Source organism: Atopobium sp. oral taxon 810 str. F0209, assembly GCF_000466405.1.
Classification (GTDB): Bacteria; Actinomycetota; Coriobacteriia; order Coriobacteriales; family Atopobiaceae; genus Olegusella.
Genome location: NZ_KE952951.1, coordinates 1 through 16,484 on the forward strand (window position 1 = coordinate 1; position 16,484 = coordinate 16,484).

At 49.8% G+C, this 16,484-nt stretch carries 17 protein-coding genes; 1 reads left to right on the forward strand and 16 read right to left on the reverse strand.

The annotated features are described in order from the left end of the window. From HMPREF9069_RS05695 to atpB, 12 genes are all read right to left on the reverse strand, one after another. The coding region (locus HMPREF9069_RS05695; protein WP_021626226.1) for a phosphohexomutase domain-containing protein at window positions 1-1,411 on the reverse strand (1,411 nt) is incomplete at its 3' end. 11 nt (window positions 1,412-1,422) lie between these two features. Continuing rightward, on the reverse strand, window positions 1,423-2,319 hold the full coding sequence (locus tag HMPREF9069_RS05700) for a UTP--glucose-1-phosphate uridylyltransferase (protein ID WP_035438630.1): 897 nt from the start codon (window positions 2,317-2,319) through the stop codon (window positions 1,423-1,425). A gap of 80 nt (window positions 2,320-2,399) precedes the next feature. Further along, window positions 2,400-2,843, reverse strand: coding sequence for a metal-dependent transcriptional regulator (locus HMPREF9069_RS05705; protein ID WP_021626228.1), 444 nt, complete (start codon window positions 2,841-2,843; stop codon window positions 2,400-2,402). A 99-nt stretch (window positions 2,844-2,942) separates the two neighbouring features. Beyond that, the gene (gene murA / locus HMPREF9069_RS05710) at window positions 2,943-4,229 is read right to left on the reverse strand and encodes a UDP-N-acetylglucosamine 1-carboxyvinyltransferase (protein WP_021626229.1); all 1,287 of its coding nucleotides are present in this window, start codon (window positions 4,227-4,229) and stop codon (window positions 2,943-2,945) included. Between the two features lie 21 nt (window positions 4,230-4,250). After that, complete coding sequence (gene atpC / locus HMPREF9069_RS05715) at window positions 4,251-4,691, reverse strand: ATP synthase F1 subunit epsilon (RefSeq protein WP_021626230.1); 441 nt, start codon at window positions 4,689-4,691, stop codon at window positions 4,251-4,253. Between the two features lie 7 nt (window positions 4,692-4,698). Further along, window positions 4,699-6,177 carry a F0F1 ATP synthase subunit beta gene (gene atpD, locus HMPREF9069_RS05720; RefSeq protein ID WP_035438642.1) on the reverse strand — a complete coding sequence of 493 codons (1,479 nt, stop codon included), beginning with the start codon at window positions 6,175-6,177 and terminating at the stop codon, window positions 4,699-4,701. 5 nt (window positions 6,178-6,182) lie between these two features. Then, a complete protein-coding gene (gene atpG, locus HMPREF9069_RS05725; RefSeq protein ID WP_035438631.1) occupies window positions 6,183-7,100 on the reverse strand; it encodes an ATP synthase F1 subunit gamma in 918 nt (305 codons plus the stop codon). Between the two features lie 8 nt (window positions 7,101-7,108). Next, window positions 7,109-8,758, reverse strand: coding sequence for a F0F1 ATP synthase subunit alpha (atpA, locus tag HMPREF9069_RS05730; RefSeq protein ID WP_021626233.1), 1,650 nt, complete (start codon window positions 8,756-8,758; stop codon window positions 7,109-7,111). Then, window positions 8,748-9,227, reverse strand: coding sequence for a F0F1 ATP synthase subunit delta (locus HMPREF9069_RS05735; RefSeq protein ID WP_021626234.1), 480 nt, complete (start codon window positions 9,225-9,227; stop codon window positions 8,748-8,750). Before HMPREF9069_RS05735 ends, atpA begins: the two co-directional genes overlap by 11 nt. Next, window positions 9,214-9,816: a F0F1 ATP synthase subunit B gene (gene atpF / locus HMPREF9069_RS05740; RefSeq protein WP_021626235.1), complete on the reverse strand. Its 603-nt coding sequence runs from the start codon at window positions 9,814-9,816 to the stop codon at window positions 9,214-9,216. Before atpF ends, HMPREF9069_RS05735 begins: the two co-directional genes overlap by 14 nt. Window positions 9,817-9,856: 40 nt before the next feature. Beyond that, complete coding sequence (locus HMPREF9069_RS05745; protein WP_021626236.1) at window positions 9,857-10,051, reverse strand: ATP synthase subunit C-like protein; 195 nt, start codon at window positions 10,049-10,051, stop codon at window positions 9,857-9,859. Window positions 10,052-10,167: 116 nt separating this feature from the next. Next, complete coding sequence (gene atpB / locus HMPREF9069_RS05750; protein WP_035438632.1) at window positions 10,168-10,971, reverse strand: F0F1 ATP synthase subunit A; 804 nt, start codon at window positions 10,969-10,971, stop codon at window positions 10,168-10,170. A 501-nt stretch (window positions 10,972-11,472) separates the two neighbouring features. On the opposite strand from atpB, the gene HMPREF9069_RS05760 reads away from it, so the two are divergent. Further along, entirely contained in the window at window positions 11,473-11,778 is a 306-nt protein-coding gene (locus HMPREF9069_RS05760; RefSeq protein ID WP_021626239.1) for a hypothetical protein, read from the forward strand. A 15-nt stretch (window positions 11,779-11,793) separates the two neighbouring features. On the opposite strand, the gene upp is transcribed toward HMPREF9069_RS05760, so the two are convergent. The 4 genes from upp to HMPREF9069_RS05780 form a co-directional block, all read right to left on the reverse strand. Continuing rightward, a complete protein-coding gene (upp, locus tag HMPREF9069_RS05765; protein WP_198009730.1) occupies window positions 11,794-12,441 on the reverse strand; it encodes a uracil phosphoribosyltransferase in 648 nt (215 codons plus the stop codon). Between the two features lie 472 nt (window positions 12,442-12,913). Continuing rightward, complete coding sequence (locus HMPREF9069_RS05770; protein ID WP_035438634.1) at window positions 12,914-13,921, reverse strand: NAD(P)-dependent oxidoreductase; 1,008 nt, start codon at window positions 13,919-13,921, stop codon at window positions 12,914-12,916. Between the two features lie 67 nt (window positions 13,922-13,988). Then, window positions 13,989-14,846: a dimethylarginine dimethylaminohydrolase family protein gene (locus tag HMPREF9069_RS05775; RefSeq protein WP_021626243.1), complete on the reverse strand. Its 858-nt coding sequence runs from the start codon at window positions 14,844-14,846 to the stop codon at window positions 13,989-13,991. A 58-nt stretch (window positions 14,847-14,904) separates the two neighbouring features. Continuing rightward, window positions 14,905-16,437 (reverse strand): YfcC family protein, encoded by a 1,533-nt coding sequence (locus tag HMPREF9069_RS05780; protein ID WP_035438636.1) that lies wholly within the window; start codon window positions 16,435-16,437, stop codon window positions 14,905-14,907. Window positions 16,438-16,484 lie beyond the last annotated feature (47 nt).

Genomic DNA, 16,484 nt, shown 5'->3' on the forward strand with positions numbered 1-16,484 from the left:
ACTCTCCATGGTGTTTCCATATATGGGGGTGTTTTGCAAGCTGTGACATGGCCTCAATAAGCGCATCACGGGCCTCAGCATTTGCCGCTTCGGCATAAACGCGCACGTAGGAGCCTGATCGAGATGGACGCAACATCGCCCAAGAGCCATTTTTGAACTGCACGCGCAGTCCCTCAGCATGATTGACCGATATCGGTTCCATTCCCGCCAGAGTAGGCGGGTTGAGTCCCGGAAGCAGATTGCGCAGAGTTTGGGATGCGGCAGAATCCAGGCGTAAATCACGCCGTATATATGACATTGAACCCAAACGCTCGGAAAGCTCATCTACAAGTTCGGATAGAGGACGCTTCTCCTGTGCCAAAAGCTCCAACACCAAAAGACAACTCAAAAGGCCATCTCGTTCATACAGATGTGCTGGTATGCAGATGCCACCGTATTCCTCTGCAGCCATTACAACATCACCCTGGCGCACTTCAGCATAAAGGCGATCAAAACCTACGGGCACTTGAGTAACTTCTAAACCAAGGCGCTTTGCTTGTGAAACAGTACGCATAGAACTCGCCAACGTTGTAACCACACGGCCACGTAGTCCATGGTATTCAACGAGATAACTCAAGATTAAGGGAGCAAGATTGTGTGCAACAATCAGCCTTCCCTTTTCGTCAATAAGCGATGCACGATCGCCATCACCATCAAGCACAAAACCCACATCCGCGTGCTGACAGATAACCAGCTGCTCGCACTCATCTACCCAAGGCTCTACAGGTTTGGGATGCAAGCCATCAAAATCTTCACGCCGGTCCCCATGAATCTCAGTAACCGAGCAGCCCATCGTTTCAAGCGCGCTGTATAAAACCCCAGATGCTGCACCATACATGGGGTCAAGCACAATCCTTAACTGCGCTGAGCGAATCAGATCAGTGTCAAAGTAGGACAAAAGATTATCAAGATAAGGTTTTACTAAATCAGCTCGCTCAACCTCACCATAGGTGGGAAGAGGATTCGCCAGTACACGCCTCTCAACTTCACGCGCAAATGCAGAGGTCACGGGACCGCCATCTTTACCGCGAGCAATAATGCCGCCGTATTCACAGGGACTCTCAGAAGCTGTAACCATTAGTGCACCCGCAGCATGGCTATCGTTTGCCGCAGCCCATTCAACAGCCGGCAAAGGACAGGCGCCAAGGGACACCTGTGGCTGTAGTCCAAAAGCCGCAAGTGCCTTGCCTATAAGCAGTGCAAATGACTCGGCGTGGTAACGCCTGTCGTAGCCCACATACACACGGGCGTCACCATAGCGCTGAGACCAAATTGCACCAATAGCTCCAGCGACACGCGTGACATTGGCTTCGCTAAAGTCTCCGTCAAAGCGCCCCTGCCAACCGGAGGGAGCAAACCTAATGACGGGCATAATTCTGCCCCTTAGACCCTAGCTCCGCCGAGACCCTCAATGAAGGCGTCACGGATCGCGGGATTAGCAAGCGCCATACGGGCATTGGTAGCAGCCCAAGCAGCGGGAGTACCAGTATCACAGCCTTCGTTGGGATCTACTACAACAGCGTACATTTCTTCTTCTTCAAGAAGACGTGCCATTGCATCGGTAAGCTGAATCTCACCACCAGCACCAGGACCTTGAGTGCGCAAAAGCTCCATCACCCGGGCAGACAACAGGTAGCGACCAACAATAAAGAGATGGGAAGGAGCATCTTCTGGGCTAGGCTTTTCTACCAGACCACTAACCTTCCAGACAGCGCCAGGTTCCTCGTCGGCTGCGCCCTCAATACCAGAAAGGCTCTCAACACGCTCGCCAGCGATAATGCCATAGCGGCTCACCTGATCGGCGGGCACAGGCGCAACCGCAATGACAGAAGCACCGCCATGAGCCTCAGATACTTCCTGCATATGTACACACATCTGCTTTTCGGGCACAAAATAGTCGCCAAGCAGAACAAAGAAAGACTCATCGCCTGTCTCAGGAGCAGCACAAAGTACCGCATGACCCAGACCGCGCGGATCATCTTGATACGCAAAACTTACCGGTAGAGCGCCTGCTTCATGAACAAGCTCTGCTTCTTTACTTTTACCATGCGCGCGAAGATATTCCTCAAAATGCTTATCCACCGAAAAGTACTCGTTTATCTGCGGTTTTTCATGAGAGTTAACGATTACAACACCATCAACTGCAGAAGGCGCCAATGCCTCTTCTACTACGTACTGAATAACAGGTTTATCAAGCACAGGAAGAAGCTCCTTGGGCAGCGCCTTGGTAGCCGGAAGAAAACGGGTGCCAAGACCTGCGGCAGGGATGACGGCCTTCATAACAGAATCCTTTCGTTTGTGCTGCATTTTCTAGCAGATTTCTTTATGTATAAAGCAGAGCGCGAGAGTACCCCTACGAGCTACGACTCGATATTGAGAGAAACGCCCTTCTTCTCTAGGTAACTGACCCAGCGATCCATAGTGTCTGCAGAAAGATCGTGCTCCATGAGACAAGCTTCATCGTTTGCCGTCTCGTGGTCGACACCTAACTCTTGCTCAAGGAAAGCACGCAGCGTAAGGTGACGACGCCAGATATCACGACCATACTCGCGACCCTGGGGCGTAAGCTCGATACGACCATAGCGTACCTGCTCGACCATGCCAGCTTCTCTCAAGGCGGTCAACGCTTTGTTAACACTTGCTTTGGAAACATTCAGCTGATCGGCAACATCCACCGAGTGAACACCCTGATCGGGCTTATCGCTTGTCTGACTTAGCCTGTAGATAGATTCGAGGTAGTCCTCACTCGACATAGAAAGGCTATCAGCACCGTGAGTGTTGACCTTGCCTGACTTTGTAGTCATATGTAAAACCCTTCATTCGACATCAGTTGAGGCTAACTTTACCCACTGAAGCGGTTTGCCAAACATCACAATACCCGTGAACGGTCAAGCGGATAGAGATTACTCGCTATCAAAACTGGGATCGGGCAAATCAACACGGCGAATGACGGCGCCAACCGAGGTGAGCTTGGGAACAAAGCCTTCATAGCCTCGATCGATATGATGCACATCGGTAACCGTGGTATAGCCGTCAGCAACAAGACCAGCCATAACAAGTGCGGCACCACCGCGAAGATCAGGGGCCTTTACCTCGGCTCCCGAGAAACGCGAAACGCCATGCACAATAGCATGATGGCCCTTGATAACAATATCAGCACCCATACGCTGCAACTCGCTGGCAAACATAAAGCGATTCTCAAAGACATTCTCGGTTACAACACTGCTGCCATTAGCAAGTGCCAATAAGCACATAGTCTGCGCTTGCATATCGGTCGGAAAACCCGGGAAAGGTAGGGTCTGAATATCCGTCGGTTTAATAGGACCATTTTTGCGCACTACGACACCGTCAGAAAGACGCTCAATATCAAGCCCTATAAGCTCATATTTGCGCAAAACTAGGTCAAGATGCCGAGGGTCAAAGCCGCGTACGGTTAAAGGACCGCCAGCCAGCCCACCCATACCGATAAAGGTACCAGCTTCAATACGATCACCGACGGTACGATGCTCCACAGGATGAAGAGTTTCTTTGGTACCTGTAATCTCAATGACAGGAGTGCCTGCACCCTTAATGTGGGCGCCCATTTCATTAAGAAGATTGGCTAGATCGACGATCTCAGGCTCGCGAGCGGCATTGTCAATAACAGTCGTTCCGCGCGCATGCACCGACGCCATCATGAGGTTTTCGGTAGCGCCAACACTGGCAAACTCCAAGGCCACCGTCGAACCAATCAAGCCATTAGGTGTTGAAGCATGGATGTTGCCGTGATCGATATCAAAACTCACACCCAAAGCCTCAAGACCAAGAATATGCATATCGATTTTACGAGCGCCAATGTTACAGCCGCCAGGCATGGCAACCACTGCCTTGCCAAAACGACCCAAAAGAGGGCCAAGTACCGCTGTTGAGGCTCGCATCTGAGCTACTAATTGATAGGGTGTTTCCCACTTGTCAACACCTGAAGTATCAATACGGAGCGTATGCTCATCCGCGACCTCAATCTCAGCACCGAGACGCTTGAGTACCTTGCCCATCACATGCACATCGGCAATATTAGGCACATTGGTAAGTGTCGTTACACCGGAGGCCAAAATGGTAGCTGCCATAAGCTTTAGAGTGGAGTTTTTTGCACCCTCAACGATAACTTCGCCACTAAGGGGATGTCCGCCCTCGACTTGTATTGCTTCCATGAGGCCCTCTTTCGTCAGCTACTACTCTCCTACTGTAGCAGTCGCATCAGAGGAGGCGGCGTGCTTCAGTAGCAGGTTGCACCACTTAATCTTTTCGTCATAATACGCATTGCTGTGGTCATCTGCGGCAAGCTGCTCTTTTGCATCAAAAGCTTTTTGACGCGTCTGTCGCACAACATCGGGTTCAATATCATCCGAGCGACGCGCGTGGTCAGCCAAGATGATGACCGTGTCATTGCTAATTTCGGCATAGCCACCCGAAATAATAACATTCATCTGACCACCGCCCTCTTCGTCGACGGGATGCAGGCGCACCACACCGTCACCAAGAGCGCAAATTTCAGCGGCATGCCCAGGCCAGACACCTACCTCACCCGAAGGGGTGAGGAGGGTCAAATCCTTGGCGTGTCCTTCAAAGAGAAGTTTGTCTGGACGGACAAACTGGCAGGTAATAGAAGACATAGGCGTCCTACTCCCCCGCTACAGAGTTTTCTGCCATCTTGGCGGCACGAGCGCGCACATCATCAATCGAGCTTGCATAGCGGAAAGCCTGCTCGGGAAGATCGTCGCACTTGCCATCAACAATCTCTGCAAAAGAGCGAACGGTTTCTTCAATGCTGCAGTACACACCTGCATTACCTGTGAATTTTTCGGCAACATGGAAGGACTGAGACAGGAATTGCTGAATTTTACGCGCGCGAGCAACAACTAGCTGCTGCTCTTCGGAAAGTTCGTCCATACCCAAAATGGCAATAATGTCCTGCAGGTCGGAGTATTCCTGCAAAATCTCCTGGACAGCTACAGCAACACGATAATGTTCCTCGCCAACAATGCTGGCATCCAGCGCAGAGCTAGAACTTGCAAGAGGATCAACTGCAGGATAGATGCCCAGAGATGCGATAGAACGCGAAAGAACCGTCGTGGCATCCAGGTGGGTAAAGGTTGTTGCAGGTGCGGGGTCGGTCAAGTCGTCTGCAGGAACATAGACGGCCTGAACAGAGGTAATAGAACCTTGCTGTGTCGAGGTAATGCGCTCTTGCAAATCACCCATCTCGGTAGCCAGCGTAGGTTGGTAACCAACAGCAGATGGCATACGACCAAGCAACGCGGAAACCTCAGAGCCCGCCTGCGAGAAACGGAAGATGTTGTCAATAAAAAGCAGTACGTCTTGGCCTTTATCGCGGAAGTACTCAGCGGTAGTTAGACCGGCCAGGCCAACACGCAAACGCGCTCCAGGCGGCTCGTTCATCTGACCATAGACCAAGCAGGTCTTCTCCAAAACACCAGATTCTTTCATCTCAAGATAAAGGTCAGTACCCTCACGAGTACGCTCACCAACACCAGTAAAGACTGAGGTGCCACCATGCTCTTGTGCAAGGTTGTTAATGAGCTCCTGAATCAAAACAGTCTTGCCAACGCCTGCGCCACCCAAAAGACCCGTTTTGCCACCGCGAACATAGGGCTCAAGCAGGTCAATCGCCTTGATACCCGTCTCAAAAATCTCTGTCTGGGTGGTCAGTTCGTCAAAGGATGGTGCGGGATGATGGATAGGATAATACTCAACATCATCGGGTATGGGTTTGCCATCAACAGGCTGACCCATGACATTCCACACGCGACCCAAGGTAGACTGGCCAACAGGCATCATCATGGGGTGTCCGGTAGCCTTGACCTTAACGCCACGCTGCAAGCCGTCAGTCGACGACATAGCGACGGTGCGCACGACATGATTGGGCAACTGAGACTCGACTTCGAGAATAGTCGAGATGTGACCCATGGGCGTATCGGCTTCAACCGTAAGTGCGGTATAGATGCTTGGCATACGATTGCCAAACTGTACGTCTACGACAGGGCCGACGATACGAACAATAGTGCCTGTACCAGCGGTACGAGACATCTGCTGAACCGCAGCATCCTCAAGAGCACTGTGCTCTCTCGTAGTTTCCATAGACATTAGTCACTTTCCTCCAATGCGGCTGCACCACCGATAATTTCGTTGAGCTCAGTGGTAATTGAACTCTGGCGCACGCGGTTGTAGGTCCTCTCGAGACCACTCAAAACTTCCTCTGCGTTATCAGTGGCCGACTGCATAGCGCGACGACGAGCGCCGTGCTCTGCTGCAGCCGAATCGAGAAGCGCATGGTAAATCACCGTTCGGATGTAAGAAGGAATGAGATAGCCCAAAACTTCTGAAGCCGAAGGCTCAAAGGTAAAGTCCGGATAGCGTTTTACCGCTACCTCCCCCATTGCCTCGGGATCTCGTGGCGCGTTGGGCATCATGAGACTCTCGCGCGACAAGGGCAGCAGTTGCTCGGTTACAAGCTCCTGCTCCATGCGGTTTTTGGCATGCCAGTACTTGATGACAACACGGTCTACCCTGCCCGAGCTGTAAGAATCCATCACATAGGAAGCAATACGCTCTGCTTCATCGCGTGTAGGCTCGGCAGAGATCCCTACAAAGGAAAGTGCGGGAATCATCTTGCGGTAGGTAAAGTACTCAGTAGGCTTGCGACCACAAGTAATAACACTGGTTTTCTTGCCCTGAGAGGCAAGTTTTTGCATCTCACGCTCTACCTCGCGCTGAGGCACGATATTAAAACCGCCAGCAAGACCGCGGTCTGAAGCTATCAGGACAAAGAGTACGCTCTGTTCCTGCGGACGCTGAATGAGTAGCGGGTATTCAGACAGTGAACTTGCTGCAGCAACATTGGCAAGGATATTGGTAATTGCATCCTTGTACGGTCCTGCTTCCTCAGCTCTTTGAAGTGCACGCTGAATACGCGCCGTGGAGATCATCTCCATCGTGCGCGTAATCTGCATAGTGCTCCTAATGGAGGACATGCGATGCGATATTTCACGAAGATTCGCCATAGCTACCTTTACGCCTTGCCCTGCTTTTGGGAGTCATCGGTATCCTGTGCATCCTCAGAGATGCTCTCCACATCAATCTCCTCATGGTTGGGATGATTGACTAGGAACTTCTCCTTGAAGTGCGCAATATGAATCTTGAGACGCTCTGCTTGCTTGTCGCTGATCTTTCCCTTGATGATCTCACGGCGCAGGTTGTCATGACGGTCGGTCATGTACTTTGCCAGCTCGTCACGGAACACTACGACGTTCTCAAGATCAATGTCATCAAGGAAGTTTTCCTTGGCAGCAAAAATCGAGATAACCTGGTCGGCAACAGGAAGGGCTGCAAAGCGTTTTTGCTTGAGCAACTCCATCATGTGTGCGCCGTGGTTGAGCTGATAGCGGGTCGTCGCGTCAAGGTCAGAGCCAAACTGTGCAAAGGCCTGCTTTTCGCGGTAGCTTGCCAAATCCAAACGCAGCGTACCAGCAACCTGCTTCATAGCAGCAAGCTGTGCGGCACCACCAACGCGGGACACCGAAATACCCACGTCAACGGCAGGACGCTGACCCTGGAAGAAGAGGCTCGACTGCAGATAAATCTGACCGTCAGTAATCGAAATTACATTGGTCGGAATGTAAGCAGAGACATCGCCTTCCTGCGTTTCAATGATGGGGAGTGCCGTCATAGATCCGCCGCCGTTGGCGTCGCTCATCTTTACCGCACGCTCCAGCAGACGCGAATGCAGGTAGAAAATATCGCCCGGATACGCCTCGCGTCCAGGCGGACGATGTAGTGTCAGGGACATCTGACGATATGCCACCGCCTGCTTTGACAGGTCATCGTAGACAACAAGTACGTGTCCGCCGGGATGTTCAGCATCAGCAGGATTGCCATTGGCATCGTTGTACATGAAGTACTCACCAATAGCAGCGCCTGCCATAGGGGCAATGTATTGCATAGGAGCAGAGTCAGCAGCGGTAGCAGCGACAATGATTGTCTTGTTAAGAACGCCGCGCTGTGCCAGCTCCTCGCGAATGGCGGCGACAGTCGATGCCTTCTGGCCGATTGCGACGTAAATACAAATCATGTCGGTCTCGCGCTGATTGACGATGGCGTCAATAGCAATGGCAGTCTTGCCCGTTTTGCGGTCACCGATGATAAGTTCGCGCTGGCCACGTCCAATGGGCACCATAGCATCGATGGCCATAAGCCCAGTCTGCACAGGTTCGCAAACGGGCTGGCGCTCCATAATGCCCGGCGCCTTAAACTCAATAGGACGACGATGTGCCGTGTTGATGGGACCTTGCCCGTCGATGGGCTGACCCAAAGGATTCACCACACGACCAAGCATGGCATGTCCTACAGGAATATCCATAACACGACCAGTGGTATGGCACTCATCGCCCTCTTTGATGGTGTCGACCTCACCAAACAAAACCGCACCGACAGAGTCAGTATCAAGATTTTGAGCCAGACCGTAGACCGAGTGAGCGCTACGAGAGCTGGTAAACTCCAGCAGCTCACCTGCCATAGCAGTCTTGAGACCATCAATACGAGCAATACCGTCGCCTACCGACGTAACAACAGAGGCCTCATTGAGATCAACTGTTGCACCAATATGCGCCAGCTTGTCACGCAAGGCACTCATGACCTCGCTGGAGCTAATGCTATTTGTCATTGTCATCAACTCCGATAAAGGTAGTTGAGAGCTGCCTGCGGATGCTGGTGAGTTGTGCACGCACCGATGCATCAAAACGCTTGCCACGCTGCTCGAGAATAATGCCACCCAAAATCTCAGGCTCTACTCGCTCAACGAGGTAAATGGGGCAGCCGAGGTCCTTTTCAACCTTAGCCTTAACCTTGGCACGCAGTTCATCATCGAGAGGAACTGCTGTGGTCACCGTAACGTTGACCGTGTCATCGCCGCTATCAATGAGTTCTTTATATTCCTTGGAGACAGCATCAATAAGCTCCAAGTCACCTGCGCGGTGCATAGCACCCAGCGCTTCAAGAACCTCAGGTGAGAACTTTCCTGCATGCAGCCACTGCACGAGGTCAGCATTGGGACGACCCTCTGCGCGACCTGCTTCAATCAGCGCGCGAGCGTACGCCTCAACCTTCTGCCTGTCGTCGCTACTCTTCGTCATTATTCTTTCCCACTTCTGCCAGATACTTCTCAGCGAGTGCGCGCTGCTGATCTTGAGAAAGCTCATTGCCGATAATCTTGCCTGCAATTTCAACAGACAGATCAACGACAGAACCAGACAGCTCAATCATTGCCTTACGGCGCTCGCCCTCGAGAGCCTCATGGGACTTAGCGATAATGCCCGAAGCTTCTTTTTGCGCCTTAGCAAGTACCTCAGAACGCACAGACTCAGCATCCTTCTTTGCCGCAGCAACAATCTCACCAGCCTCACGCTGAGCTTGGTCAACGCGAGTAGCATATTCCTGCTTTTCCTGCTCTACCTCTGCGCGCGTGCGCTCAGCAGCATCTAGGTCGTCTTGGATCTTTGCCTGACGATCATCCAAGGTCTTGATGATTGTGGGCCAGGCGAACTTTGCCAGCAAGAACCAAATGACTAGGAAGGCAATGAGTGCAGGAATAAATTCCGCAGGCTTGGGGATCAGGATGCTCGCGCTTTCTGGCATGCTGCAACCTGCAAGCGAAACTACACTCAGTGCAGCGACACTCAACGCAGCAAACTTACGGGCGCCCTTCGGCGTCTTGTTATCCATATTGCTAGCCTCCGTCCGAAATGTCCGTGTCACCCTGTGCTTATTTAGCAATCAAGGTAACGACGAAGCCAATCAGAGCCAGAGCCTCGACAAATGCGGACGCGAGAATAAATACGGTAAACAAACGGCCCTGTACCTCAGGCTGACGCGCCATTGCGCTCGTAGCACCAAATGCAGCCAGACCAATGCCCAAACCGGCACCAATAACGCCGAGGCTGTAACCAATAACTCCCACGGTTCCTCCTTATGACTTACGAAAGACGTGCGTGTTTTTTTCTTACACGCTATGCCAAGCGGGTCTTATACCCGCGAAAGGCCAATTTATACCGCGATTTACGGTAAAAATGGTGACTAGTCGCCTTCCTCAGCAGAGTTAATATAAACGGCAGTCAAAAGCGTAAAGACATATGCCTGAATGGCTGCGACTAGCATCTCTACAAGGTAGATAATGATGAGAACGAGTACCCACGCAATTGACGCAAGACTACCTGCAGCGTTTGCAGGATTAAAAGCTGTCAGCAAGGGCTGGAAAAACATTGACGCCAAAACGGCAAAGGTACCCATAACAATATGGCCTGCGTACATATTGCAGAACAGACGAATAGCCAAAGTAATGGGACGCAAGAGAGTAGAAAAAATCTCAATAACCCACACAAGAAGAGCTAGGGGCAATGGCAAGCCTTCTGGTGCGAGACTCTTTAAATAACCCCAGCCACCCTTGGCTTTCACGCCCATCCAAATAAAGTAAATAAAAGATACAAGAGCAAGAGCTGCAGTAGTGCCAATGGTACCAGTGCCAGGATGCATACCAGGCACAATACCCACTACGTCATTTACCAAAACAAAGAAAAACAATGTTGCGATATAGGGAAAGTGCTTGCGCCACTTATCACGACCAAGCATGCCAATGCAGAGATCATCACGCACAAACTCAATAAGAAGTTCCATACCATTGACAAACTTACCTTTGGGGGCAAGCGATTTTGCCTGAGCTTTAGTGAAGACTGCCATTAAAATAAGCAACAAAATGCAGGAGAGATACAACCAGAACGAGTACTGAGTAATTCCAAAGCCTAGGTTGCCAAAAGCCGGCGTAGAATCAAAGCTCTTTACGAGCTCATCTACAACCGCTGGCAGCTTATCAAAGACTTCCACAGCAAGTCCTTTCCCCAACCCGACCCTTAGCCCTTTTGGGCATCTTGCCAGGCACGTACTGCTTCGACAGTCCAAAGACTGAGATACGCAGCTACTAACGCAATCCCAAAACTCAGCTCTTGTTTTGGTGCAACCACCCACACGAAAAAAAGAGCAAGTTCAAATACACAAAATGACACAATAACACTCAGTAGCCCTAAAGTGATACTCACTTTCTCGCGCCGTTGTATAGCGCGCTCAAACAGATATGCCTGTGGGAGAGCTCCCACTATGCCACATATAGCACCTACAACTGCTGCACTCCATGTCTCCAAGGCGCTATTCCTTACCGTAAATCAAACCAGACGGCAGTATAGTTCTCGTAAATTGTACTCTATCTGAGCTATGCACGAACTTACGCCTTCATCACATAAGTCTGAAACTCTTTTATGAATTCCTTGCTTACCTTATCATCAAGATTGGGCGCAGATAATAGTAGGCTACCCGAGAACAGGACTTCTTATGCTGCATTGCACAGACTGCGAGTTTGGCAAATTCGAGCGCAACGAGCACTCTGGCCGCTGGCGTGGAACCTGCATGCGTGGCTATGTTTTGGCAAATCCCCATATAGCTGAGGGTCCCGATCATTATTTTGCCGATAGCCCTGAGGAGCTAGTACCCATCACCGACCCGCGCGGCCGTGAATACTTGCGCACCAAGGCCATTTGTGACAAGTATGTGCATATCTCTGAGGTTGATAAAGCACAGGACGGCCGTGGTGGCATCCTGCGCTTTCTCAAAACCAAATCGCGTAAAAAAGGCCAATAAGGCTTGTCGCCTTATTTACTTGGTGCCATAAATGCGGTCGCCTGCGTCGCCTAGGCCAGGAAGAATGTAAGCGGCATCATTGAGCTGGCGATCGAGAGCACAGGTGTACAGACGAACCTCAGGGTCAAAGTCGAGAACAGTCTTGACGCCCTCTGGAGCCGATACAAGGGTCAAAGCGCGGATATCTTTGACTCCTGCATCACGTAGGAACTGAATAGCTGCGGTAAGTGAGCCACCGGTTGCAAGCATGGGATCCACTATCAGGCAGGTACGGTTCTCGATATCCTGAGGGAACTTGCAGTAGTACTGATGTGGCTCGTGAGTCTCAGGGTCACGGTACATGCCAACATGGCCAACGCGAGCAGAGGGGACAAGGGATAGGATGCCATCGACCATGCCCAGGCCTGCACGCAAGATGGGAATAATAGCAACCTTTTTACCCGAGAGACGCTTGCATACGGCAGTTTCAAGCGGAGTCTCAACCTCAACGTCCTCTAGCGGGAAATCGCGCATAGCCTCATAACCCTCAAAAATTGCTAGCTCGCTAACAAGCTCACGGAACTGCTTTGTAGGGGTGTTCTTGTCGCGCAGAATATGCAATTTGTGCTGTACGAGGGGGTGATCAATGATGGTAAGACGGCTCTCGTCAAACTCGATTGCCATGGGCGATCCTTTCTTTCGCGTGAACTGCAACACACCTGATGGGTTCTTGCAGTCCCCTGATACCTCCCAAATTCTAGCGCAGGACAGCATATACATGACACATTCGATAGAAATGGCAGATAGAAATAGCCATGGTCTGGGCCTCTTAGAGCGAAGAGGGGCATGAACGAACTACCTTAATATCCAAGATGAGCCATAAGGTTTATCTACAGATGGTTCAAGCTTCGGTCTATCCATCCACAAAACAGCTGGTCAGTATTTATGAAAACTCGAAGGATGAACCATCTGTGCTGATGGATACCGAAAAATGAACCATCTGAAATGTTGGGGCTAAGTCTCATCATAACTACCCGCATAGCGGATGAACTTCTTGTCTTGCGCATAAAACGCGCGAGACTGGGTTGATGACACGTATAAAAACGGACGCTGTCATGAAACAGCGTCCGTTTTCTGCGCAGTGATGATTTTGCTTTTAATTTGCTGGCACTTCAACATCATTAATCAATTTAAATAATTTATCTTTATGTCCAAGTAAGAAATTGACGATGTTATTGCATGAAAAAACTTGGATATCACGCATTGATGAGGTTGAGTAAAACGCTGCATGGGGAGTAATAATAACGTTATCCCTACCTACGAGCGGATGATGAGCAAGGTCGGGAGTCTCGTCATACAAAACATCGGCACCAAAGGCACGGATTTGACCCGAATCAAGCGCCGCGACTAAAGCTGGTTCGTCAACGCTAAGACCTCGACCCAAATTAATTAAAATAGGCTGTCGTCTCATTAAAGAAAATGCTGCTGCATCAAAGAAGCCTCTGTTGCCTTCATTTAGACTCATATGGCATACGATTGCATCTGCTTTTTCATATAATTCCTCGACAGTTTTTGCTTGGGTGACGCTACGCGCCATGAATTCCACCTCATCGACGTAGGGGTCATATGCAATAATGTCATGCACTAAATTTTGTGCTTTGCCCGCCGTACAGCGACCTATCTTTCCAAATCCCACAATGCCAAGCGTTTGGTCTTGCAAACGCGGATATTGAGGAGCAGCAGCAAAATCCCAAACATGATTTTCTTCAATTTGTTTGGAATAAAACTTGAGATGTTTGTTGAGAGCAAAAAGATACGCGATGGCACTTTCCGAAACATCCCAGGTGCAATACTCCCCTATAGGGCATATACCAATCCCCTGTTTCGTAGCAGCCTCTACATCTATATTGTCCCAACCAGTTGCATTAATGCCAATAACTTTCAACTTGGGAGCATGCTTACAAGCCTCTTTATTCATGGGGATAAAGGCGGTAAGCAACGCATCCACATTGGAAAGTTTTTCGTAAAACTCCGTTCGCGTTTCATCGGTATACGGAAAAACTTCTATTTCTAGGTCTTCACCAAGACCTTCTCTTAACGTTTTGATTTCGAGAGAATGCTCAGGCATCATGCTTTCAAAATAATCACTGATAAGCACTTTCATGGTAGCCCACCTCCTCAAAAAAGGATGCCCGCCCACACAGGCGAGCATCCAAGAAACTACGACTAATCTAAGGGCGCTCAATGGGCTGAGTAAGGCAGTGAGGTCCACCACCAGCATGCAAAATCTGATCAAACGGCACATCAATGACCTCAATACCCAAGGCACGCATCTTGTCATTAATGTGTTTGTTCTTCTCGATTGCGATGACCTTGTTGTTGCCGATGCACTGCACATTGCAGCCATGTTTGTACATGTCTTCGCTTGCAACGGGGATAAGCTCAAAATTACGACGCTTGAGCATTTGAAGGAAGTTATATGGCAATTGATCAATGCAAGCCAGCGCCACCTGAGGAGCCACAATATTAAAAATCATATCGAGGTGCAAATTCTGCGGCGGGCAAGGTACACCTACAACGGTGTAGCCAAACTTTTCAAGCTGATGGCGCAGGCTTGCGACGCCCTGATCGTCGGTTCTGTCAACCATACCAAAGGCGAGCGTATGCTCATCAAGCATCCAGAAGTCGCCACCTTCCATGCAACCTGCATTGACACGCGCAATGATAGGGACGCCCATCTCTTTTAGCTTTGCCTCATACTGTTGAGCCTCAACCTGGCGAACAGGATGGCGGAAGTGTCCCATAATGGCGCCTTCCCTCACCATGCAGCCATAATCACGGGCAAAAGTCATCACCTGAAACTCGGGTTTTGCTTCGACTTCTACAACCTCAATTCCGTTGTCATGGTAGGCATCCACCAAGGTCTGCCACTCAGCGACCATAACATCGTTTTTCTCGGTATCGCCCTTCTTCATCCACTCAGAAGTGATGACGTTAATACCGTTGAAGGTGTAATACTTGGGTGAGCAAACCATAACTTTCTTCAGCGGGTTTGTAGCATTGGAGACATAGACTTTCTCTTCAGACATTTCTTTCCCTTCCTGCTCAATTACAAATCTCTAACAAGTCGCGCGCCTTGGTATGCACCTATCCGAGAGTCACGCCAATTACGAGCGTTATGCAGCAGATGACAAAAATCATTCCAATAATGGGGAGGATTTTCTTAATCCAGTCGGCATAGCTAATATGTGCCGCAGAAGTACAGGTCATAACAATGACTGAGGTTGGTGTCACCATCTTTGCCATACCTAGAGCCATGCACATGATCGTGACCATCAGATGCACAGGTACATTGGCAAAACGAGCCAATGCGGCCATGATTGCCATAGTTGCAGCAGCCAAACCTGTAGAACTAGGAATAAAGAATGCAATTGCAAAGTAAAACACCAGAGACACGATGACAAAGACAATGGGAGGCAATGACGAAAGGGTCATCTCACCAAAGTGAAGAATGGTGGGAGTAATTTGGCCTGCATCCATGACCACCTGAATGCCTCGAGCCATAGGAACTACAAAGGCTGTCGACACCAGAGCAGATGCGCCCTTCATAACAATACCGATGATTTTTTCGATGTCATAACCCATGACAAAGCCAATAACGATAGTCATAACAAAGACAAGCGTGGTGAGCTCATTGAAATACCAGCTACCAAAGGGGGTGATGTCTTTACCAATGACAGTGCCAAGCACAGGAACCTCTGCAATGGCTTTTGCAAAATCATCAAAGAAGGTCCAAGATGGATTAATTGATGTCCAGGGAATAAAACCAAAAATCATAATGGTAAAAACCAAAACAAAAAGAATCAGAGCTGTACGCTGCTTGCTTGTTAACTCTTCGGCAGCACCATCATCAGTACCGGCAAATTCTGCCAAGTCTTTTTCACGACGGAAGAACTGGGTAGAAAGTTCAGGGTGCGTCTTAATTTTGTCTGCATAGCGGCAAATCACAAACGAAGCGAGGGCAACAAGTACAATCAACAGGATTGCACGCAGAGCCAAGCCCTCACCACTGGAAACACCAGCAATACCTGAGGCAACACCAACTGAAAATGGATTTACCGTTGAGGCAAGGCAACCTACCTGGGTTCCAATAACAACAATCATGACCGCAACAACGGTGTCTAATCCCAAAGATAAGATGACAGGAACAAACATCATGTAATACACAATGCCTTCCTCATAAGCACCTTCAAGAGTGCCAAAGAAAGCCATGATAGCAACCAGAGCAATGATCAATACATGCATATTGCCCTGACTCTTGGAAGTCACCTGACCCAAAAAGGACTTAATAGCGCCGGTGTTATCCATCATCTCGAGGAAGCTACCAAATGCCATGATGGTTAGCGAAATGGCAATGGCAGCAGATGTACGAGCAGAACCAACCATACCGATAATGGGTGCAAGAAAAACATCCCAAATACCTTGGGGATTTGCATCTACCGCATGATACGTACCAGAAATTGCCTGACCAGCTTCATTGAGATCATAGGCACCTCCTGGAATGAACCATGATAAAGCTGCGATTCCTAATGTGACAAAGAACAAAATGACATAGGTATTGGGACTCTTAAGCTTGCGAGGTTTTTTCTCCTCAGCTTGCTGCGTAGTAAGTTCAGCCACGGCAAACCTCCTCCCTTGGCCCATCTTCTGACGAGCCATCTTGATAA

Excerpts from the sequence above, each read along its gene's own strand:
- atpA (WP_021626233.1), bottom strand. The coding sequence starts at position 8,758 with ATGACAAATAGCATTAGCTCCAGCGAGGTCATGAGTGCCTTGCGTGAC.
- HMPREF9069_RS05775 (WP_021626243.1), bottom strand. The coding sequence starts at position 14,846 with ATGTCTGAAGAGAAAGTCTATGTCTCCAATGCTACAAACCCGCTGAAG.
- HMPREF9069_RS05705 (WP_021626228.1), bottom strand. The coding sequence starts at position 2,843 with ATGACTACAAAGTCAGGCAAGGTCAACACTCACGGTGCTGATAGCCTT.
- HMPREF9069_RS05760 (WP_021626239.1), top strand. The coding sequence starts at position 11,473 with ATGCTGCATTGCACAGACTGCGAGTTTGGCAAATTCGAGCGCAACGAG.
- atpF (WP_021626235.1), bottom strand. The coding sequence starts at position 9,816 with ATGGATAACAAGACGCCGAAGGGCGCCCGTAAGTTTGCTGCGTTGAGT.
- murA (WP_021626229.1), bottom strand. The coding sequence starts at position 4,229 with ATGGAAGCAATACAAGTCGAGGGCGGACATCCCCTTAGTGGCGAAGTT.
- atpG (WP_035438631.1), bottom strand. The coding sequence starts at position 7,100 with ATGGCGAATCTTCGTGAAATATCGCATCGCATGTCCTCCATTAGGAGC.
- HMPREF9069_RS05700 (WP_035438630.1), bottom strand. The coding sequence starts at position 2,319 with ATGAAGGCCGTCATCCCTGCCGCAGGTCTTGGCACCCGTTTTCTTCCG.
- atpD (WP_035438642.1), bottom strand. The coding sequence starts at position 6,177 with ATGGAAACTACGAGAGAGCACAGTGCTCTTGAGGATGCTGCGGTTCAG.
- atpC (WP_021626230.1), bottom strand. The coding sequence starts at position 4,691 with ATGTCTTCTATTACCTGCCAGTTTGTCCGTCCAGACAAACTTCTCTTT.
- upp (WP_198009730.1), bottom strand. The coding sequence starts at position 12,441 with ATGGCAATCGAGTTTGACGAGAGCCGTCTTACCATCATTGATCACCCC.
- HMPREF9069_RS05770 (WP_035438634.1), bottom strand. The coding sequence starts at position 13,921 with ATGAAAGTGCTTATCAGTGATTATTTTGAAAGCATGATGCCTGAGCAT.
- HMPREF9069_RS05735 (WP_021626234.1), bottom strand. The coding sequence starts at position 9,227 with ATGACGAAGAGTAGCGACGACAGGCAGAAGGTTGAGGCGTACGCTCGC.